15 protein-coding genes and 3 tRNA genes are annotated in these 19834 nt (G+C 67.9%); 17 read left to right on the forward strand and 1 reads right to left on the reverse strand.

What is annotated here, in order from left to right; translation table 11 throughout:
• Positions 1–119: 119 nt before the first annotated feature.
• On the reverse strand, positions 120–359 hold the full coding sequence (locus ACZ6QQ_RS34920) for a hypothetical protein (protein ID WP_465882177.1): 240 nt from the start codon (positions 357–359) through the stop codon (positions 120–122).
• A gap of 1180 nt (positions 360–1539) precedes the next feature.
• Between ACZ6QQ_RS34920 and ACZ6QQ_RS34925 the strand changes: the two genes are divergently transcribed.
• The 17 genes from ACZ6QQ_RS34925 to ACZ6QQ_RS35005 all read left to right on the forward strand — a co-directional run bounded on the left by ACZ6QQ_RS34925 (position 1540) and on the right by ACZ6QQ_RS35005 (position 19778).
• A complete protein-coding gene (locus ACZ6QQ_RS34925) occupies positions 1540–4095 on the forward strand; it encodes a putative bifunctional diguanylate cyclase/phosphodiesterase (RefSeq protein WP_465882179.1) in 2556 nt (851 codons plus the stop codon).
• A gap of 112 nt (positions 4096–4207) precedes the next feature.
• A tRNA-Thr gene (locus tag ACZ6QQ_RS34930) sits at positions 4208–4280 on the forward strand.
• 26 nt (positions 4281–4306) lie between these two features.
• Positions 4307–4379 (forward strand) — tRNA-Met (locus ACZ6QQ_RS34935).
• A 131-nt stretch (positions 4380–4510) separates the two neighbouring features.
• Positions 4511–4678 (forward strand): 50S ribosomal protein L33, encoded by a 168-nt coding sequence (gene rpmG / locus ACZ6QQ_RS34940; RefSeq protein WP_013288652.1) that lies wholly within the window; start codon positions 4511–4513, stop codon positions 4676–4678.
• 146 nt (positions 4679–4824) lie between these two features.
• Complete coding sequence (locus ACZ6QQ_RS34945) at positions 4825–5271, forward strand: FAS1-like dehydratase domain-containing protein (RefSeq protein ID WP_465882181.1); 447 nt, start codon at positions 4825–4827, stop codon at positions 5269–5271.
• A 1-nt stretch (position 5272) separates the two neighbouring features.
• Positions 5273–5674: a MaoC family dehydratase gene (locus ACZ6QQ_RS34950; RefSeq protein WP_465882183.1), complete on the forward strand. Its 402-nt coding sequence runs from the start codon at positions 5273–5275 to the stop codon at positions 5672–5674.
• Positions 5675–5880: 206 nt separating this feature from the next.
• Positions 5881–5953 (forward strand) — tRNA-Trp (locus tag ACZ6QQ_RS34955).
• Between the two features lie 259 nt (positions 5954–6212).
• Positions 6213–6608 carry a preprotein translocase subunit SecE gene (secE, locus tag ACZ6QQ_RS34960; protein WP_121158390.1) on the forward strand — a complete coding sequence of 132 codons (396 nt, stop codon included), beginning with the start codon at positions 6213–6215 and terminating at the stop codon, positions 6606–6608.
• Positions 6609–6646: 38 nt separating this feature from the next.
• Positions 6647–7378, forward strand: a complete 732-nt coding sequence (gene nusG / locus ACZ6QQ_RS34965; protein WP_465882184.1) for a transcription termination/antitermination protein NusG — start codon at positions 6647–6649, stop codon at positions 7376–7378.
• Positions 7379–7577: 199 nt separating this feature from the next.
• Positions 7578–8006, forward strand: coding sequence for a 50S ribosomal protein L11 (rplK, locus tag ACZ6QQ_RS34970; RefSeq protein WP_329107110.1), 429 nt, complete (start codon positions 7578–7580; stop codon positions 8004–8006).
• Positions 8007–8095: 89 nt separating this feature from the next.
• Positions 8096–8812 (forward strand): 50S ribosomal protein L1, encoded by a 717-nt coding sequence (gene rplA / locus ACZ6QQ_RS34975; RefSeq protein ID WP_465882185.1) that lies wholly within the window; start codon positions 8096–8098, stop codon positions 8810–8812.
• Between the two features lie 102 nt (positions 8813–8914).
• Positions 8915–9799 (forward strand): ATP-binding cassette domain-containing protein, encoded by an 885-nt coding sequence (locus tag ACZ6QQ_RS34980; protein WP_465882187.1) that lies wholly within the window; start codon positions 8915–8917, stop codon positions 9797–9799.
• Complete coding sequence (locus ACZ6QQ_RS34985; RefSeq protein WP_465882189.1) at positions 9796–10488, forward strand: hypothetical protein; 693 nt, start codon at positions 9796–9798, stop codon at positions 10486–10488. Before ACZ6QQ_RS34980 ends, ACZ6QQ_RS34985 begins: the two co-directional genes overlap by 4 nt.
• Before the next feature lie 309 nt (positions 10489–10797).
• Positions 10798–11343 (forward strand): 50S ribosomal protein L10, encoded by a 546-nt coding sequence (gene rplJ, locus ACZ6QQ_RS34990; RefSeq protein ID WP_465882190.1) that lies wholly within the window; start codon positions 10798–10800, stop codon positions 11341–11343.
• A 57-nt stretch (positions 11344–11400) separates the two neighbouring features.
• Positions 11401–11784 carry a 50S ribosomal protein L7/L12 gene (rplL, locus tag ACZ6QQ_RS34995; protein WP_465882192.1) on the forward strand — a complete coding sequence of 128 codons (384 nt, stop codon included), beginning with the start codon at positions 11401–11403 and terminating at the stop codon, positions 11782–11784.
• A 587-nt stretch (positions 11785–12371) separates the two neighbouring features.
• Positions 12372–15803 carry a DNA-directed RNA polymerase subunit beta gene (gene rpoB, locus ACZ6QQ_RS35000; RefSeq protein WP_465882193.1) on the forward strand — a complete coding sequence of 1144 codons (3432 nt, stop codon included), beginning with the start codon at positions 12372–12374 and terminating at the stop codon, positions 15801–15803.
• Between the two features lie 87 nt (positions 15804–15890).
• The gene (locus ACZ6QQ_RS35005) at positions 15891–19778 is read left to right on the forward strand and encodes a DNA-directed RNA polymerase subunit beta' (protein ID WP_465882194.1); all 3888 of its coding nucleotides are present in this window, start codon (positions 15891–15893) and stop codon (positions 19776–19778) included.
• Positions 19779–19834: the final 56 nt, after the last annotated feature.

Raw genomic sequence — 19834 nt, forward strand, 5'->3', positions numbered from 1 at the left:
TGACCAGCAGAGATGCCGGTCAGGGGCGATTCTCGTTGATCCAGCCGAGTCCAGCCAGATCCGGCCGTCCACGGCTCCCCGTGGGCAGACGGTGGGCGGGGGAGCCGCCCGGCAGCCGGTCACCGGTGCCAGAGTCGGCCCTCGCGCATCTTGTCGATCATCCACCGGCCGTACCCGCTGGCCTGTAGCACCGGCTCGATCTGCGCTGCGGACGCGTGCGCGGGAAGCAGTTGCGTGACGAGTCGTGCGATCGCGTCGCGGGTGTCCGCCAGTTCCACCGTCATCCGACGCTCCTCCTCGCACAGCCGGTGCAACTCGTCGTGACGCCAGTCGCTCCCGGAGCCAGGGGTATGGGGCATGGTGCGCACGCTAGAAGCCCGGCGGCCGGCTGTCACCCGCGTTTGCCGTCCGGCGGATCTCTGGTACGACCGCGCCGGAACCACCGACGGTCGAACGCGCCCGTGACGGGTAGCCGGAACCCCGGGAGCCACGTGACTTAGGTCACGTGGTGTCTGCCGCTGCTGTCCTCGTTTGCACTGTCGGTCGACGTCACCGAAGACCGGGCTCATGTCAAGACCTGCACCGGCACGAGCTGCCGATGCGCGGGTACGCCGGGAAAACAAGATCGGTGCGGGCGATCGGGTCGAAGGATGTTTCGTCGGCGATCGTGCCGATTGCCCACTCATGGTGATGTGGTGACCGCCGGCGGTGTGCTTATCGGGTGGCCGGCAACTGTCGTACCGGCTGACTCAATCACCGGTCCAAAGTGTACGAATACCTTCTGTGATTGGCGCCGCGACCTCGTATCGACTGTTTGTCGTACCCGATACCGAGATCTTTGCTCCGGCGGCACTCAAGTCGCCATGAATCGAGCCGTCGAGCGGTGGTCCGGAGGGGGCGTCCGCTGCCCGGAGGGCCTGGATTGCCACGCATTGTGTCGCCGGGGTGAGCGTTGCGTTGACGTCCGAGCTACGGTGCGGTGCAGCAGGTCGGAGGTCGGTTGGCCGGGGAAGACCGTCCGATATGGGGAGTCTTGAAGGCATAAGTTCGTTAGGTCGATTATGAGGTGGCACGCGATTTAGACCGGGTTTTCTGATTCGAGGAAAAGTTCACTTCGTGCGGTACGCGCACCAAGTCGGGGATCTGTGATACTTGGGGTTGCATCCAGCCGGCGGAGTTGTCCCTACCGTTCGGTTGGAATTTGCGGGATCGGCGGCGCGGCAGGCCCGTACCGCTTTGCTGCCTCCGGTAGCTGTGGCACCATCATGGAACCTCCACCTCCTCTCCGTCATTCTCTCGACAGGAGCCAACGATGTCTGCACGACGGCTGTGTCGGCTGCTTGGCCCAGCCCTTGCGCTGGCAGGTCTCTTCGGTGCGATGTTCGTCGCCGAGGAGGTTCATACCTTCACTCAGTTGACCTGGGAGTGGACGGCTGGCTTCGGTGCCGCATCTGCGGGGCCGGTGGGCGGGAGCGGCGTTTAGGACGACCTCGCGGCTCCGTCTCTCGGACCCGCTGGGAACGCAACCAAGGGAGCGGTATGGCCAGGCGGCAGTCCTCGTCACGACGACCCGCTGAGCACGCCTGGTTCCTCACCGCTCCGCTGGCCATCTTGGCGGTGCTCTGGTCCGTTGCGTTGGGGATCCTGGACATCCCGGCTACGGAGAGCCATCGCGTCGCCAGTTCCCCGGGCTATTGGCTGATCGCCATCATCCTGATGGTCGCCATGGTGGTGACCGAAGGGTCGATGACCCACTTCGTCATTCGGCGACAGACCTTCGGCGTCACCATCACCGAGATTCCACTGGTTCTGGCGCTGTACTTCCTGCATCCGCTGACCGTGGTGCTGGCCTACACCCTGGCGTCGGTGATCACCCAGCTCAGGCGCAAGTTCGGCACCGCGAAGGCCGTCTTCAATGTGGCGAAGACCGCGGCCGCGACCTCGCTGGCCGGACTGGTGCTGCAAGCGCTTCCCGCCATGGAGGGCGCCGGGCCGGCCACCTGGGGCATCCTGGCCGCCGGGGTCAGCACGATCACCCTCGTCACCGTTGCCGCCGTGGTCGGCGTGATCACGCTGATGCAGGGCCCTCAGGCGGGCTGGGAGGCGGCCCGGACCTCCCCACCGAGCCTCCTCGTTGCCGCAGCGAACGTGGCGCTCGGACTGATCGTGCTGATCGCGCTCGTCACCACCTGGTGGTCGGTGCTGCTGCTGGCCGTGCTCGGCGGCGGTCTGGCGTCACTCGGGCGGTCCTACGCACAGTTCTTCCGACAGCATCGCACGCTTGCCGACATATACGACCTCACCAGGGCGATCACCCGTAGCGGTCAGGACGGCACGTTGGCGGACGTGATGCTCGGCCGCGTCCGGTCACTGATGCAGGCCGAGTACGCGACCCTGTGGCTGCCCGCCCAGGGGCGTCACCCCGAGGTGCTGCTCACCGCGCGGGTGGACGATCCCGGCCTGCTCGACTTCGACCGGACACCACCGGTCCTCCGCGCCCGCGCGCAGCAGGAGATGCAGACCATCGCCGTCGGTAAACGAGTGGAGGACGACGAGAAGACGCGGCATGTGTTGCGCGCGGCGGGGGTCAAGGACGTGATCGTCGCTCCGCTCCGCTCCGGCCAGGCGGTGATCGGGACCCTTGAGGTGGTCAACCGGCTCGGTGGCGCCACGCATTTCGTGCCGGGGGACGTCCCCATCTTCGAGACGATCGCGGCCCACGTGGCGGTGGCGCTGGAGAATTCCCGGCTGGTCGACCGGCTGCGCCACGACGCGTACCACGACGGGCTGGTGGACCTGCCGAACCGGCGCCGGATGACCGAGGCCCTGGAAGAGGCGGTACGGGTCCGGGCGCCCGGTGAGGTGGTCGCCGTACTCCTTTTCGACGTGGACGGGCTGCGTCAGGTCAACGAGTCGCTCGGGCACGCGGCCGGCGACGAGGTGCTGACCGAGGTCGCCTCGCGGCTGCGGTCCTGCGCTCCGGCCGCCGCGCTGGTCGGCCGGGTCGGTGGGGACGAGTTCCTGGTGACTCTGCGGGTGGAGAACGCCGAGGCGGCCACCAACCTGGCCGCCGAGCTGCGCGAGCAGATCCAGGACCAGATGGTCTTCGGGACGCTGGTGCTCGACGTGGACACCGCCGTCGGGGTGGCGATCCACCCGGACCACGGCAACGACCCGGAGACGCTGCTGCGCCGGGTCGATCTGGCGGCCACCGCCGCGAAGTCCACCCCGGGCAGCATCCAACTGTTCAACCCGGCGCTGGAGTCCCGGTCGATGCACCGCCTCGGCCTCGCCGGTGACCTGCGCCGGGCGCTGGACAACGACGAGCTGGAGGTCTACTTCCAGCCCAAGGTGACCCTGGACGACCGGCGGCTGGTCGGGGTGGAGTGCCTGGCCCGCTGGGAGCATCCGGCGCACGGTCCGGTCTCGCCGGAGGACTTCGTGGCGGTCGCGGAGCACACCGGTCAGCTGGAGCGGCTGACCGAGGCGGTGCTGCGGGAGGGGCTGCGGCGCAGCCGGGACTGGACCGCTGGTGGCGAGCCGCTCGCGGTCTCGGTCAACCTCTCCGCCCGTACGCTGATCGACCAGCATTTCCCGGAACGGGTCCAGGAGTTGCTCGCCGAGTACGGCGTGGCGCCGGAACTGCTGACGTTCGAGATCAAGGAAGCCGGGGTGCTGGACGGGACCAACCGTCCGATGCCGACCCTGCGCCGGTTGCGCGAGGTCGGCGTACGCCTCTCGGTGGACGACTTCGGCACCGGTTACTCGTCCCTGTCGTACCTGCGCCGCTTGCCGGTGGACGAGGTCAAGGTCGACCGTTCCTTCGTGCAGGGGATGGCGACCGACCCGGTGGACCTGGCGATCGTGAACGCGGTGGTGACGCTCTCCCAGCAGTTCGGCCTCTCGGTGGTCGCCGAGGGCGTGGAGAGCGAGCTGACCCTGGAGCTGTTGCAGGACATCGGCTGCCAGATCGGCCAGGGGTTCCTGTTCAGCCGGCCGCTGCCGTACGAGCGGCTGGAGGCCTGGTTCGGTGCCCAGGCGGAGCCCGAAGCCGCCGCGGCCACCGACGTACGCCGGCTCCGCGCGGTCCCGTGAGGCCGGTCGGATGGCCGGTGTGCAGGTGTTACGCGACGCCCCGGGATCCGATTTCCCCACCGCTGGATCGCCGTGTACTCTTACCCCTGCGCGCCGAAAGCAAGATCGCGTCGCCCCCTTAGCTCAGTCGGCAGAGCGTCTCCATGGTAAGGAGAAGGTCTACGGTTCGATTCCGTAAGGGGGCTCAGAGGGTTCAGCTGGACCCGCCTGCGGCGGTGTAGCTCAGATGGTAGAGCAAGCGGCTCATAATCGCTGTGTCGCCGGTTCAAGTCCGGCCACCGCTACTCTCGGCGCCCGGGCCAGGTCCGGAAACCGAAGTGAAGGGCGCCAAGTGGCGCCCACTTTGCATGTCCGCGTAGTAGGCAGGTAGGCTGCTACGTCGTAGTTGATCCTTAAGCGAGGAAGGCACTCCGCCGTGGCGAAGGCGACCGATGTCCGTCCGAAGATCACTTTGGCGTGTGTGGAGTGCAAGGAGCGCAACTACATCACGCGTAAGAACCGTCGTAACGACCCGGACCGTATCGAGCTGAAGAAGTTCTGCCCCCGGGACGGCAAGCACACCGTTCACCGCGAGACCCGCTAGCACCGCTGGCCGGTTTGTCGCCGGCCGCGCAGTCTTTCCCACATCGCCGTACCGATCGGGCTTTCGCCCTCGGTGCGGCGATCGTGTTTGTCCGACCGGCGTCTCGCCAAACGGTGATCGAGGATCCGGGAGTGTAGGTTCGCGGCATGTCGTTGGACCCGTCTTTTGTTGGCCGCAGTTATCCGCCGACCGTCCCCTACCAGGTGGGGCGGGAGAAGATCCGTGAGTTCGCGACCGCGATCGGCGCGACCGATCCGGCGTACCACGATCCGGAGGCCGCGCGGGCGCTCGGACACGGCGACGTGGTCGCCCCGCCGACCTTCCCGGTGCTCATCACGATGGCGGCGAGCCAGCAGCTCATCGACGATCCCGCGCTCGGCATCGACTACAGCCGGGTGGTCCACGGCGACCAGCGGTTCGCCTACGCCCGCCCGGTGGTCGCCGGGGACGAGCTGGTCTGCGTCAACACCGTGGAGGCGATCACCTCGCGCGGTGGGCACGATTTCCTGACCACCCGGACCGACGTCTCGACGGCCGCCGGCGAGCCGGTGGTCACGGTCTGGTCAAAGCTTGTCGTACGCGGGGAGGGCTGACGTGGAGCTGCCGGTCAAGACGTTCCGGGTCACCAGGGCGGATCTGATCCGCTACGCGGGTGCCTCCGGTGACTTCAACCAGATCCACTGGAGCGACCGGGTCGCGACCAAGGTGGGGTTGCCCGGAGTGATCGCCCACGGCATGTTGACCATGGCGTTGGTCGGCCGGGCGGTCACCGAGTGGGCCGGTGCCCCCGACGCGGTGGTCGAGTACGGCGTCCGGTTCACCCGGCCGGTGGTCGTGCCCGACGACGACGAGGGCACCGAGATCGAGGTACGCGCGGTGGTCCGCGAGGGTGCCGAGCCGGGTCTGACCAGGCTCGACCTGACCGCGACCTGTCTGGGTGAGAAGGTGCTGGCGCAGGCGCGGGCGATCATCCGCGGCCCGATCGCCGCAGCCTGACCGTCGATCTTCGCCCGCGCCCGTCCGGCCCCGATCGGCTTGCCGCACCGGGCGTTCGGCTACTGCGGGTGAGGTGCCGGCGGGGAGTTCGGCACGCGGTGGTGGCCGGTTGGGAAAGTCGGTCGTCTACCCGTACACTGGTCCGCCGTGGGGCAAGTAGGCCCTACTCAGGCACGCATGCCCGGGTAGGAACGGCTTTCCCGCACAGGGGTGTAGCTCAATTGGCAGAGCAGCGGTCTCCAAAACCGCAGGCTGCAGGTTCAAGTCCTGTCACCCCTGCGCCTTAGGCCTGACCGTTCCCGGGGGTCGGAGTCGCTGACGCGACGATCGTCCCGTGGTGGTGGCATCGGCGGGGCTGTTCTGGAGCGGGTCGCCCCCGCCGAAGGCAGTTTCCGTCGGCTCCGCCGGCCGCGGCCCGTCCCGGGGGACGGTAGGGTCCGGGTTTCGGCCGAGCGCGGTACTCGTACTCGGTCGGCGTGACCAGCGTGTCGTGCGTCCACCCGACGTACGAACCCAGCACCCCCCGACGGAGGGCGAAGTGGCCGAGAGCAACCGGCGCGGCGAGGACGCCGCGGACGACGACCGTCTTGACGACGAGACGATCGACGACGCTGTCGACGATGACGCCGACGAGGGCGAGGAGCCGGTCTCGCGCGGTGGCACCGCCACCCGTTCCCGGACCAAGGCGGAGTCGGCGGACAGTCGGCCGAAGGCCAAGTCGGAAACCCAGCGGGTGGGATTTTTCGGCCGGATCGCCCGGTTCTTCCGCGAGGTCGTAGCCGAACTGCGTAAGGTCATCTGGCCAACCCGGAAGGAACTGCTGACCTACACCGCCGTGGTGGTCGTCTTCGTCGCCGTGATGTTGACGATCGTGGCCGGGCTGGACTACGGGTTCGCCCAGGGCGTGTTGTGGGTCTTCGGTAACCCCAGCTGACCAGCTGTCGCAGCTGATAGTGACGGAAGTGAGCAAGCGTGCCTGAGTACGACGAGACCGCCGGACCCGTGGACGAGCAGTCCGCGGTGGCGACGGCGGCCGGTGACGAGTCGGTCGAGGCCGCCAGCGAGCCGGATTTCGATGAGATCACCGAGTCGGAGCCGGACGAGGACTACGACCCCGTCGCTGAGCTGCGGCAGAAGCTGCGCTACGCGCCGGGTGACTGGTACGTCGTGCACTCCTACGCCGGATACGAGAACAAGGTCAAGACCAACCTGGAGACCCGGATCACCAGCCTTGACATGGAGGAGTTCATCTTCCAGGTCGAGGTGCCGACCCGCGAAGAGGTCGAGGTCAAGAACGGCAAGCGGTCCCAGATCCAGGCGAAGGTCTTCCCCGGTTACATCCTCGTCCGGATGGAGCTGACCGCGGAGTCCTACTCCTGCGTGCGGAACACTCCGGGCGTGACCGGCTTCGTCGGCGCGACCGACCGGGTCGACCGGCCGGCTCCGCTCTCGCTGGACGAGGTGCTCAAGTGGCTCGCGCCGGCGGTCGAGGCCGAGACCAAGGGCGGTAAGGCGAAGCCCGAGGTGCGGGTGCTCGACTTCGAGGTCGGTGACTCGGTGACCGTGACCGACGGTGCCTTCGCGTCGCTGCCGGCCACGATCAGTGAGATCAACCCGGACCAGCAGAAGCTCAAGGTGCTGGTGTCGATCTTCGGTCGGGAGACCCCGGTGGAGCTCAACTTCAACCAGGTCGCCAAGATCTGACGTACGTGGATGGGCGTCGGGTCCGGTCGGGCCCGGCGCCCATCGTCGTCTCGTCGGCCACGACGGCGACCTGGGCGGATCGCCGGGCTACGGCCTGCGCTATCCTAGAACGTCGCCCCGTTGGTCGCGCTGACCGTGCGCGCCCCGTGACGGCAACGTCCGGTGCACAACCACCAGATATCAAGCCCCAGGAAGAGACATGCCTCCGAAGAAGAAGCTCGTCAAGACGTTCACGCTTCAGCTGCCGGCGGGTCAGGCCACTCCGGCTCCGCCGGTCGGCCCGGCGCTGGGTCAGCACGGCGTCAACATCATGGAGTTCTGCAAGCAGTACAACTCGCAGACCGAGTCGCAGCGTGGTGACATCGTCCCCGCCGAGATCAGCGTCTTCGAGGACCGGAGCTTCAGCTTCGTGCTGAAGACCCCGCCGGCCGCGCGTCTGCTGATCAAGGCCGCCGGTGTGGCCAAGGGCTCCGGGGTGCCGCAGAGCGAGAAGGTCGGCTCGATCACCCAGGCGCAGCTCCGCGAGATCGCCGAGAAGAAGATGGTCGACCTCAACGCGAACGACGTGGAGCAGGCCGCGAAGATCATCGCCGGCACCGCCCGCTCGATGGGCATCACGATCAAGTGAAGCTCTCCACCCTCGGGGTGGCGAGTTCGGAATTCGTGGGAGGGCGCGCCGACGGTGCGACCCGCCAGACACCACAGGAGTGACGAGAGATGCAGCACAGCAAGAACTACCGCAAGGCCAGCGAGGTCATCGACCGGGACAAGCTCTACACCCCGGCCGAGGCGGTCAAGCTCGCCAAGGACACCAGCAAGGTGAAGTTCGACGCCACGGTCGAGGTCGCGATGCGCCTCGGCGTCGACCCGCGTAAGGCCGACCAGATGGTCCGCGGGGTGGTCAACCTGCCGCACGGCACCGGTAAGACCGCCCGCGTGATCGTGTTCGCCGCTGGCGCGAAGGCCGACGAGGCCGTTGCCGCCGGAGCGGACGAGGTCGGCACCGACGAGCTGGTCGCCCGGATTCAGGAGGGCTGGCTCGACTTCGACGCGGCGATCGCCACCCCGGACCAGATGGCCAAGATCGGCCGGATCGCGCGGATCCTGGGCCCGCGCGGCCTCATGCCGAACCCGAAGACCGGCACCGTGACCATGGACGTCACCAAGGCCGTCTCGGACATCAAGGGTGGAAAGATCACCTTCCGGGTGGACAAGCACTCGAACCTGCACCTGATCATCGGCAAGGCCTCCTTCACCGAGACCCAGCTGATCGACAACTACGCCGCCGTCCTCGACGAGGTGCTGCGGGCCAAGCCGTCGGCGGCCAAGGGCAAGTACCTGAAGAAGGTCACCGTCGCCACCACCATGGGCCCCGGCGTGCCGGTCGACCCGAACGTGGTGAAGAACCTGCGGGGCGACGCGGCCGAGGCCTGAGTCACCCTCGGGCCTCCGGGCCCGATCGCGTACGAGGTGAAGGGGCTCCACCCGCGACGGGTGGGGCCCCTTTCCGTACCCGGATCTGGCAAGCTCGTCGGCATGCGTCTCGACGATGTCTGGCTGCGCTACCGGCGGCGTACGCCGTGGGTGCTGCGGTCGGTCGAGCTCGACCTGGCGCCCGGTCGGGCGGCGGTGGTGCTGGGGCGCAACGGGGTGGGCAAGTCCACCCTGCTCCAGTTGACCGCCGGGGTGCTGCGGCCGACCCGGGGCGTCGTACGCGACCGGCCCCGGGTGGTCGGGTGGGTGCCGGAGCGTTTTCCGGCCGACCAGCCGTTCACGATCGAGGGATACCTGACCTCGATGGCGCGGGTGCGTGGCCTCTCCCCGGTAGCGGCCGGGCGGGCGACGGCGGCGTGGACGGAACGGCTCGGGGTGGCGCGGTACCGCGATGTCCGGCTGCCGGAGCTGTCCAAGGGCACGGCGCAGAAGGTCGGCCTCGCCCAGGCGCTGCTCGTACCGCCGGAGCTGTTGATCCTCGACGAGCCCTGGGAGGGGCTCGACGCGGCTTCCCGCGAGCTGGTGCCCGACCTGATCACGGAGGTGCTCGCGGCGGGCGGGTCGGTGCTGGTGAGTGATCATCGGGGCGAGACGGTGCGGCTGCCGCAGGCGGCGCACTGGATGGTCGACGACGGCACGGTCACCGTCGGCAGGCCGACCCCGGCCGCCGGCAGCACGGTGGTGGAGATCGAGGTCCCGACCGCCGACGCCACCGGCACCGTCGCCGCCCTGCGCGCCGCCGGCCACCGGGTGATCCGGGTACGCCCGGCGCCGACCGCGCCCGCCTCGGCCGCCGGTGGCCCGCCGCCCTCGTCGACTCCGGCCGCCGGTGGTGTGCCGCCCGCGCCGACCACGGCTGCCGGTGGCGCGCCGACCGGCGACCCGTCGAGCCGGGGCGAGTTGACCGGAAGCGAGCTGACGCCATGATCCCGTTGGCCCGGATGCGGCTGGCCGGGTTCGTCCGGACCGGTCGGGCGATCGCGCCCCTGATCGCCGGTCTGGTCGTGCTGACCGTGCTCTACGGCGGGGGGCGGGCTCAGGCGGGGGAGGCGTACGGCGTCTCCGCGGTGGTCCTCTTCCCGGTCCTGGCCTGGCAGACCAAGCTGCTGCTCGACGTCGAGCCGGACGTGGCCCGCCGGTTGGCCCTGGTGGCGGTCGGCAGCCGGGGCCGGGAGCTCTCAGCCGGTCTGGTCGCCGCCGCGGTGGCCGGGTTCGGCACGGTGCTGATCGCGTTGGTGCTGCCCTGGCTCGTCGGTGGGGTGACCGGCCCGGAGAAGCCCGAGCATCTGCCGCTGGCCGAGGGCATCGCCCTCGGCGTCTGGGCGCACCTGCTGGTGCTGCCGGCGGCGGTGGCGCTCGGCGCCCTGGCCAGCCGGGCCGCCACCGACAGCCCGTTGTACGGGGTGCTGATCCTGGTCGGCGGGGTGGTCGGGGCGATCGTCTTCGGGCTGCGGGACTCGGTGCTGCCGTGGGTGGCCCCGCCGCTGATGGCGACCGCACGGGCGACCATGGCCGGGCCGAGCGGAGTCACGGTGGCGGAGCTGACCGGACACGCCGTGGCCTGGAGCGCCGCCGCGCTGGCCCTGTACGCCTGGCTGCGTCGGCGCCGGGCGTGACCCGGCTCACCCGGCGTGGCCCGTTCGGCTACTGATTTGGTGGGAGCGGACGCGTCCCGTACGCTTGACAAGTTGCCTGAGCTTCGACTCGGGTGACCGTAACCACCAAAGACCGCTGGCCACCGTGCTCCGGCACGGTTGAAGGTCCCGTTCGACGGGCGGCCCGCGCAGGCGGAAACGGTAGCGCTCCGGTCATGATCACGTGACCCTGTCGCCCCGTGCGCCTCGCGCCGGGGCGTTTCTCGTTGCTGCGGTTCCTTCCTACCTTTCACGAAGGTAACCAGCCTTTAGCAATGAGAGAGGAGGGACATGGCGGACAAGCCGGTTCGGGCCGACAAGGCCACGGCCGTCGCCGAACTCACCGAGAGCTTCCGTAGCTCGGGTGCCACCGTGCTGACCGAGTACCGCGGCCTGACGGTCGCCCAGCTGACTCAGCTGCGGCGCTCGCTGGGTCGGGACACGACCTACTCGATCACCAAGAACACGCTGGCCAAGCGCGCTGCGACGGACGCTGGTATCCAGGGTCTCGACGAGCTGTTCACCGGTCCTACCGCGCTGACCTTCGTCGGCGGCGACGTCGTCGAGGCGGCGAAGGGCCTCCGGGACTTCGCGAAGGCCAACCCGAAGCTCGTCATCAAGGGTGGCGTCTTCGAGGGTCGGGCCATCTCCGCGGAAGAGGTCACCAAGCTCGCCGACCTCGAGTCCCGTGAGGTGCTGCTGGCGAAGCTGGCCGGCGCGATGAAGGGCAACCTGAGCAAGGCCGCGGCGCTGTTCCAGGCGCCGCTGTCCAAGACCGCCCGCCTGGCTGCGGCGTTGCAGGACAAGCGCGAGAAGGAGGGCGCCGAGGCGGCCTGACGGCCGGCTCGAGCGCACCCGATCAACTTTCGAAAGTACGAGGAAAGGACGCCAGCCATGGCGAAGCTCAGCACCGACGAGCTGCTCGACGCGTTCAAGGAAATGACGCTGATCGAGCTGTCGGAGTTCGTGAAGCAGTTCGAGACCACCTTCGAGGTCACCGCCGCCGCTCCGGTCGCCGTTGGCGTTGCCGGCCCGGCCGGCCCGGCCGCCGAGGCGGAGCCGGAGCAGGACGAGTTCGACGTCATCCTGGAGGCTGACGGCGGCAAGAAGATCCAGGTCATCAAGGTCGTGCGTGAGCTGACCGGCCTGGGCCTGAAGGAGGCCAAGGACCTCGTCGAGGCCGCCCCCAAGGCTGTCGTCGAGAAGGTCAACAAGGAGACCGCGGACAAGGCCAAGGCCAAGCTCGAGGCCGAGGGCGCGAAGGTCACCCTCAAGTAGTTCCACCCGGCGCACGGTTCCGGGTGGCGTTGGCGCCAGCACCACCCGCGTACGTGAGCTGACGCACACCGCGTCGTCGTGGGCGGCGGTCCGAGATCGGATCGCCGCCCGCTGCTGTCTGCTGACAGCAGGTGATCAGGGATTTGGCGCGCCGGCCCGGCTGCCGGGTGGGGCGTGGACCGGCACTGTCGGGGGAAAGACGTTGCTTGACCGGGGTTCCAGCCCTTGACGGGGCAGGGCACCGGCAGGCACGCTGACACAAGCAAGACCTTCCGCGCTTGCTACGGCCATCACCTGGGTCGTGCTGTCGGCACCCGCCGGCGACGCTCCTGGTGGCCCTGCGGGGAGCGTGCGAAAGACGTGCGAGCGCGTATCTGAACGCGTGGCGGCCTCGGGCCTCGGCACGTTTCGCAACGCCCTGCCGTGCCGGGCTGGACAGCGGTTAGCCGCTCGGCTACACTGCTAGTTTGCGCTGCCTTCCGACTTGACCCCTGCTCGGAATGTCCGATTGTGGATATTTCTAGTGGGGTCATTGGAGTGCACGCGAAACAGCCGTTCTGCAGCACCGGTCCTCGGAAGGACGCATCTTGGCAGCTTCCCGCCCTGCGAAGACCAGTCGTACGTCGAGCGCATTCGCGCCCCGCCGAATCTCATTCGGCAGGATTACCGAACACCTCGAGGTCCCCAACCTCCTCGCCATCCAGAACGAGTCCTTTGACTGGCTGGTCGGCAACGAGGCTTGGCAGGGCCGGTCGGCCGACGACCCGCACGCACGCTCGGGTCTCGCGGAGATCCTCGACGAGATCAGCCCGATTGAGGACTTCTCCGGCACTATGTCCCTGTCCTTCTCCGCTCCGCGCTTCGACGAGGTCAAGGCCTCGATCGAGGAGTGCAAGGAGAAGGATCTGACCTACTGTGCTCCGCTCTTCGTGACCGCGGAGTTCACCAACAACACCACTGGCGAGATCAAGAGCCAGACGGTGTTCATGGGTGACTTCCCGATGATGACGCCGAAGGGCACCTTCATCATCAACGGCACCGAGCGCGTCGTGGTCAGCCAGCTCGTCCGGTCTCCGGGCGTCTACTTCGACAAGCAGCCGGACAAGACCTCCGACCGCGACCTCTCCAGCGTCAAGGTCATCCCGAGCCGGGGTGCCTGGCTGGAGTTCGACATCGACAAGAGAGATACGGTCGGTGTCCGCATCGACCGTAAGCGCCGGCAGGCCGTCACCGTCCTGCTCAAGGCGATCGGTTGGACCGGCGAGCAGATCCGCGAGCGGTTCGGCTGGTCCGAGCTGATGATGACCACCCTGGAGAAGGACCACATCGCCGGGGTGGACGAGGCGCTGCTCGACATCTACCGCAAGCTCCGGCCGGGTGAGCCGCCGACGCGCGAGAACGCCCAGACCCTGCTCGACAACCTCTTCTTCAACCCGAAGCGGTATGACGTAGCCAAGGTCGGCCGGTACAAGTTCAACAAGAAGCTCGAACTGCAGGTGCCGATCACCACCGGCACGCTGACCGAGGACGACGTCGTCGCCACCGTGGAGTACCTCTGCCGGCTGCACGCCGGTGAGGACGGCTACGAGGCCGACGACATCGACCACTTCGGCAACCGGCGTCTGCGTACCGTGGGCGAGCTGATCCAGAACCAGGTCCGGGTTGGTCTTTCCCGGATGGAGCGGGTCGTCCGCGAGCGGATGACCACCCAGGACGTCGAGGCGATCACGCCGCAGACCCTGATCAACATCCGCCCGGTGGTGGCGGCGATCAAGGAGTTCTTCGGTACGTCGCAGCTGTCCCAGTTCATGGACCAGACCAACCCGCTGGCGGGTCTCACCCACCGGCGCCGGCTGAGCGCGCTCGGCCCGGGTGGTCTCTCCCGTGAGCGGGCCGGCTTCGAGGTCCGGGACGTGCACCCGTCGCACTACGGCCGGATGTGCCCGATCGAGACGCCGGAAGGCCCGAACATCGGCCTGATCGGTGCGTTGTCCACCTTCGGGCGGGTCAACCCGTTCGGCTTCATCGAGACGCCGTACCGCAAGGTCGTCGAGGGTCAGGTCACCGACCAGATCGACTACCTCACCGCGGACGAGGAGGACCGGTTCGTCAAGGCGCAGGCCAACGCCCCGTTGCGGGCCGACGGTCACTTCGCCGAGGACCGGGTCCTGGTCCGTCGGAAGGGCGGTGAGGTCGACTACGTCGCCCCCACCGCGGTCGACTACATGGACGTCTCGCCGCGGCAGATGACCTCGGTCGCGACCGCCATGATCCCGTTCCTCGAGCACGACGACGCCAACCGGGCACTGATGGGCGCGAACATGCAGCGCCAGGCGGTGCCGCTGGTCAAGGCGGAGGCGCCGCTCGTCGGAACCGGCATGGAGTACCGTGCCGCGGTCGACGCCGGTGACGTGGTCGTCGCCGAGGTCGGCGGTGTGGTCGAGGACCTGTGCGCCGACTACGTGACGGTGCACCAGGACGACGGCCACCGTCGTACCTATCTGCTGCACAAGTTCCGTCGCTCCAACGCCGGCTCCTGCGTCAACCAGAAGCCGGTCGTCTTCGAGGGCGATCGGGTCGAGGCCGGCCAGGTCATCGCCGACGGTCCGTGCACCGACGAGGGCGAGATGGCGCTCGGGCGAAACCTGCTCGTCGCGTTCATGCCTTGGGAGGGGCACAACTACGAGGACGCGATCATCCTGTCGCAGCGCCTCGTCCAGCAGGACGCCCTCACCTCGATCCACATCGAGGAGCACGAGGTCGACGCCCGCGACACCAAGCTGGGCCCGGAAGAGATCACCCGCGACATCCCGAACGTCAGCGAGGAAATGCTCGCCGACCTCGACGAGCGCGGCATCATCCGGATCGGTGCGGAGGTCGTACCCGGCGACATCCTGGTCGGCAAGGTCACGCCGAAGGGCGAGACCGAGCTGACCCCGGAGGAGCGTCTGCTCCGCGCGATCTTCGGTGAGAAGGCGCGTGAGGTCCGGGACACCTCGCTGAAGGTGCCGCACGGCGAGACCGGCACGGTCATCGGTGTGCGTACCTTCTCCCGCGAGGACGGCGACGAGTTGCCGCCGGGGGTCAACGAGCTGGTCCGCGTCTACGTGGCCCAGAAGCGGAAGATCCAGGACGGCGACAAGCTCGCCGGCCGGCACGGCAACAAGGGTGTCATCTCCAAGATCCTTCCGGTCGAGGACATGCCGTTCCTGGAGGACGGCACGCCGGTCGACATCGTGCTCAACCCGCTCGGTGTGCCGAGCCGGATGAACATCGGTCAGGTGCTGGAGACCCACCTTGGCTGGGTGGCCAAGACCGGGTGGCAGGTCGAGGGTGACGACGCCGACTGGAAGCGTCAGCTGCGCTCGATCGACGCCGACTCCTCGGTGCCGGACACCAACGTCGCGACGCCGGTCTTCGACGGTGCCCGCGAGGAGGAGATCGCCGGTCTGCTCTCGTCGACCCTGCCCAACCGGGACGGCAAGCAGCTGATCGGGGCGAGCGGTAAGGCACAGTTGTTCGACGGTCGTTCCGGCGAGCCGTTGCCGAGCCCGATCGCGGTTGGCTACATCTACATCCTGAAGCTGAACCACCTGGTCGACGACAAGATCCACGCTCGGTCGACCGGCCCGTACTCGATGATCACGCAGCAGCCGCTGGGTGGTAAGGCGCAGTTTGGTGGCCAGCGGTTCGGCGAGATGGAGTGCTGGGCGATGCAGGCGTACGGCGCCGCCTACGCCCTGCAGGAGTTGCTGACGATCAAGTCCGACGACGTTCTGGGCCGGGTCAAGGTCTACGAGGCGATCGTCAAGGGCGAGAACATTCCCGAGCCGGGTATCCCGGAGTCGTTCAAGGTGCTGCTCAAGGAGCTGCAGTCGCTCTGCCTGAATGTTGAGGTGCTCTCCAGCGACGGCGTGGCCCTGGAAATGCGCGAGACCGACGACGAGGTCTTCCGGGCGGCGGAGGAACTTGGCATCGACCTGTCCCGGCGCGAGCCGAGCTCGGTCGAGGAAGTTTGAGGTTGAGGGCTGGGGGTCGGCTCGTCCGACCTCCAGCCCCAACGGAAGCCAAGCAGTAAGTACGACACGACACGAGGGATACATAACGTGCTCGACGTCAACTTCTTCGACGAGTTGCGCATTGGCCTGGCTACCGCGGACGACATCCGCCAGTGGTCGCACGGCGAGGTTAAGAAGCCCGAGACGATCAACTACCGCACCCTGAAGCCGGAGAAGGACGGGCTCTTCTGCGAGAAGATCTTCGGTCCGCAGCGGGACTGGGAGTGCTACTGCGGTAAGTACAAGCGAGTCCGGTTCAAGGGCATCATCTGTGAGCGCTGCGGCGTCGAGGTGACTCGCTCCAAGGTGCGTCGTGAGCGGATGGGCCACATCGAACTGGCTGCCTCCGTCACCCACATCTGGTACTTCAAGGGCGTCCCGAGCCGGCTGGGCTACCTGCTCGACCTGGCTCCCAAGGACCTCGAAAAGATCATCTACTTCGCATCGTACGTGATCACGAGCGTCGACACCGAGGCACGTCACCGCGACCTGTCCACGGTCGAGAACGAGATCCTGGCCGAGAAGCGTCAGTCGGAGAACAGCCGCGACTCGGAGATCGAGAAGCGGGCCGCCAAGCTGGAGGCCGACCTCGCCGATCTCGAGGCCGAGGGTGCCAAGGCCGATGTGCGCCGCAAGGTCAAAGAGGGCGGCGAGCGCGAGATGCGCCAGATCCGCGACCGGGCGCAGCGCGAGATCGACCGGCTGGACGAGGTGCTCGACACCTTCCGCAAGCTGGACGCGAAGCAGTTGGTCACGGACGAGCTGCTCTACCGGGAGCTGCGGGACCGGTTCGGTGAGTACTTCACCGGCGGCATGGGTGCCGAGGCGATCAAGGCGCTGGTCCAGAACATGGACCTCGACGCCGAGGCGGAGAACCTCCGCGAGATCATCCGGTCCGGCAAGGGTCAGCGGAAGATCCGGGCGCTCAAGCGGCTGAAGGTGGTCGCGGCGTTCCTGAACACCCGCAACTCGCCGCTCGGCATGGTCCTCGACTGCGTACCGGTGATCCCGCCGGACCTGCGCCCGATGGTGCAGCTCGACGGTGGCCGGTTCGCGACCTCGGACCTCAACGATCTCTACCGCCGGGTGATCAACCGGAACAACCGGCTCAAGCGCCTGATCGACCTGGGCGCGCCGGAGATCATCGTGAACAACGAGAAGCGGATGCTGCAGGAGGCCGTCGACGCGCTGTTCGACAACGGCCGCCGTGGCCGGCCGGTCACCGGTCCGGGTAACCGCCCGCTGAAGTCACTCTCCGACATGCTCAAGGGCAAGCAGGGCCGGTTCCGTCAGAACCTGCTCGGCAAGCGCGTCGACTACTCCGGCCGTTCGGTCATCGTCGTCGGCCCGCAGCTCAAGCTGCACCAGTGCGGTCTGCCCAAGCAGATGGCGCTGGAGCTGTTCAAGCCGTTCGTGATGAAGCGGCTGGTCGACCTCAACCACGCGCAGAACATCAAGTCCGCGAAGCGGATGGTCGAGCGGCAGCGGCCGGTCGTCTGGGATGTGCTGGAAGAGGTCATTGGCGAGCACCCGGTGCTGCTCAACCGGGCGCCGACCCTGCACCGTCTCGGCATCCAGGCCTTCGAGCCGCAGCTGGTCGAGGGTAAGGCGATCCAGATCCACCCGCTCGTCTGCACCGCGTTCAACGCGGACTTCGACGGTGACCAGATGGCGGTGCACGTGCCGCTCTCCGCCGAGGCCCAGGCCGAGGCGCGGATCCTGATGCTGTCGTCGAACAACATCCTCAAGCCGGCCGACGGCAAGCCGGTGACCATGCCGACCCAGGACATGGTGATCGGGCTCTACTACCTGACCCACCTCACCCCCGGTGAGGTCGGCGAGGGTCGGGCGTTCAGCTCGGACGCCGAGGCCCGGATGGCCTTCGACAACGGTGAGCTGCACCTGCAGACCCCGATCAAGATCCGTCTGCACGGCGTGATCGGTGTCGACAACGGGGCGGGCCAGCCGAAGTGGACCGAGCCGGAGGGCTGGGTCCAGGGCGAGGCGCTCACCGTGGAGACCACGCTGGGTCGGGTGCTGTTCAACGAGACCCTGCCCCAGGGCTACCGCTTCGTGAACTACGAGATCCGCAAGGGTCAGCTCTCCGCGATCGTCAACGATCTCGCCGAGCGGTTCCCGAAGGTGGCGCTGGCCGCGACCCTCGACGGGCTCAAGGAGGCCGGTTTCCACTGGGCCACCTGGTCCGGCGTGACGATCGGTATGCAGGACGTCATCGCGCCCCCGCGCAAGCCGGAGATCCTGGAGCGGTACGAGAAGGAAGCCGACCGGATCGACAAGCAGTACCAGCGGGGTCTGATGACCGCCGAGGAACGTCGCGGCGAGCTCATCGAGATCTGGACCAAGGCGACCAACGAGGTCGCCAAGGAGATGGAGACCGCGCTCCCGCAGGAGAACCCGCTCTGGGTCATGATCAACTCAGGTGCTCGCGGTAACCTGCTCCAGCTGCGCCAGATCGCCGCGATCCGTGGCCTGGTGGCCAACCCCAAGGGTGAGATCATCCCGCGGCCGATCAAGGCCAGCTACCGGGAGGGTCTGTCCGTACTGGAGTACTTCATCTCCACGCACGGTGCCCGTAAGGGTCTGGCCGACACCGCGCTGCGTACCGCCGACTCGGGTTACCTGACCCGTCGTCTGGTGGACGTCTCGCAGGACGTGATCATCCGCGAGGAGGACTGCGGTACGGACCGTGCCATCCCCATGCAGGTCGGCGAGTTCCTCGGCGGCAAGCTGGTGGTGCACACGCACGCCGAGACCGGCGTGCACGCCCGTACCCTGGCCGACGACATCAAGGGCGCCGACGGCAACGTGGTCGCCGAGCGGGGGATGGACCTCAACTCCATCCTGGTGGACAAGATCGTCGAGGCCGGTGTCGAGACGGTCCGGGTGCGCTCCGTGCTCACCTGCGAGTCCAAGCTCGGGGTCTGTGCGGCCTGCTACGGCCGTTCGCTGCCGACCGGTAAGTCGGTCGACATCGGCGAGGCGGTCGGCATCATCGCCGCCCAGTCCATCGGCGAGCCGGGTACGCAGCTGACCATGCGTACCTTCCACACCGGTGGTGTCGCGGGTGAGGACATCACCCAGGGTCTGCCGCGTGTGCAGGAGATCTTCGAGGCCCGGGTGCCGAAGGGTAAGGCGCCCATCGCCGACACCCCCGGTCGCATCCGGATCGAGGACGGCGAGCGGTCGCGCAAGATCATCGTGGTGCCGGACGACGGCAGCGAGGAGATCGTGTACGACAAGATCTCCAAGCGGGTCAAGCTCCGGGCCCACGACGGCGACCACGTCGAGGTCGGGCAGAAGCTCACCGAGGGCACCATCGACCCGCACGAGCTCCTGCGCATCCTCGGCCCGCGCGCGGTCCAGGTCCACCTGACCCAGGAGGTCCAGGAGGTCTACCGCTCGCAGGGTGTGCTGATCCACGACAAGCACATCGAGATCATCATCCGCCAGATGCTCAAGCGGGTCACGGTGATCGACTCCGGTGCGACCGAGTTCCTGCCGGGCGTGCTGGTCGACCGCGCGCTGTTCGAGTCGGAGAACCGCCGGCTCGTCTCCGAGGGCGGCGAGCCCGCGGCCGGTCGGCCGGTGCTGATGGGTATCACCAAGGCATCGCTGGCCACCGACTCGTGGCTGTCGGCGGCCTCCTTCCAGGAGACCACCCGGGTGCTCACCGACGCGGCGATCAACGCCCGTAGTGACTCGCTCATCGGTCTCAAGGAGAACGTCATCATCGGAAAGCTCATCCCGGCGGGTACCGGCATCAGCAAGTACCGCAACGTCCGGGTGGAGCCGACCGAGGAGGCGAAGGCCAAGGTCTACTCGATGACCGGGTACCCCGAGACCGACTACGGTTTCGGGCCGGCCAGCGGGCAGGCGGTTCCGTTGGACGACTTCGACTTCGGGTCGTACCGCTAACCAGAACGGGTCCGGGCGCCTCACGTGTCGTACTCACGGCGCGTGGGGCGCCCGCC

Source organism: Micromonospora sp. NPDC049529 (genome assembly GCF_055586685.1).

What these genes read in the sequence shown, in the direction of transcription:
- ACZ6QQ_RS34920 (WP_465882177.1), bottom strand. Translation starts at nt 359, where the DNA reads ATGCCCCATACCCCTGGCTCCGGGAGCGACTGGCGTCACGACGAGTTG.
- ACZ6QQ_RS34925 (WP_465882179.1), top strand. Translation starts at nt 1,540, where the DNA reads ATGGCCAGGCGGCAGTCCTCGTCACGACGACCCGCTGAGCACGCCTGG.
- ACZ6QQ_RS34945 (WP_465882181.1), top strand. Translation starts at nt 4,825, where the DNA reads ATGTCGTTGGACCCGTCTTTTGTTGGCCGCAGTTATCCGCCGACCGTC.
- rplK (WP_329107110.1), top strand. Translation starts at nt 7,578, where the DNA reads ATGCCTCCGAAGAAGAAGCTCGTCAAGACGTTCACGCTTCAGCTGCCG.
- rplA (WP_465882185.1), top strand. Translation starts at nt 8,096, where the DNA reads ATGCAGCACAGCAAGAACTACCGCAAGGCCAGCGAGGTCATCGACCGG.
- ACZ6QQ_RS34980 (WP_465882187.1), top strand. Translation starts at nt 8,915, where the DNA reads ATGCGTCTCGACGATGTCTGGCTGCGCTACCGGCGGCGTACGCCGTGG.
- ACZ6QQ_RS34985 (WP_465882189.1), top strand. Translation starts at nt 9,796, where the DNA reads ATGATCCCGTTGGCCCGGATGCGGCTGGCCGGGTTCGTCCGGACCGGT.
- rplJ (WP_465882190.1), top strand. Translation starts at nt 10,798, where the DNA reads ATGGCGGACAAGCCGGTTCGGGCCGACAAGGCCACGGCCGTCGCCGAA.
- rplL (WP_465882192.1), top strand. Translation starts at nt 11,401, where the DNA reads ATGGCGAAGCTCAGCACCGACGAGCTGCTCGACGCGTTCAAGGAAATG.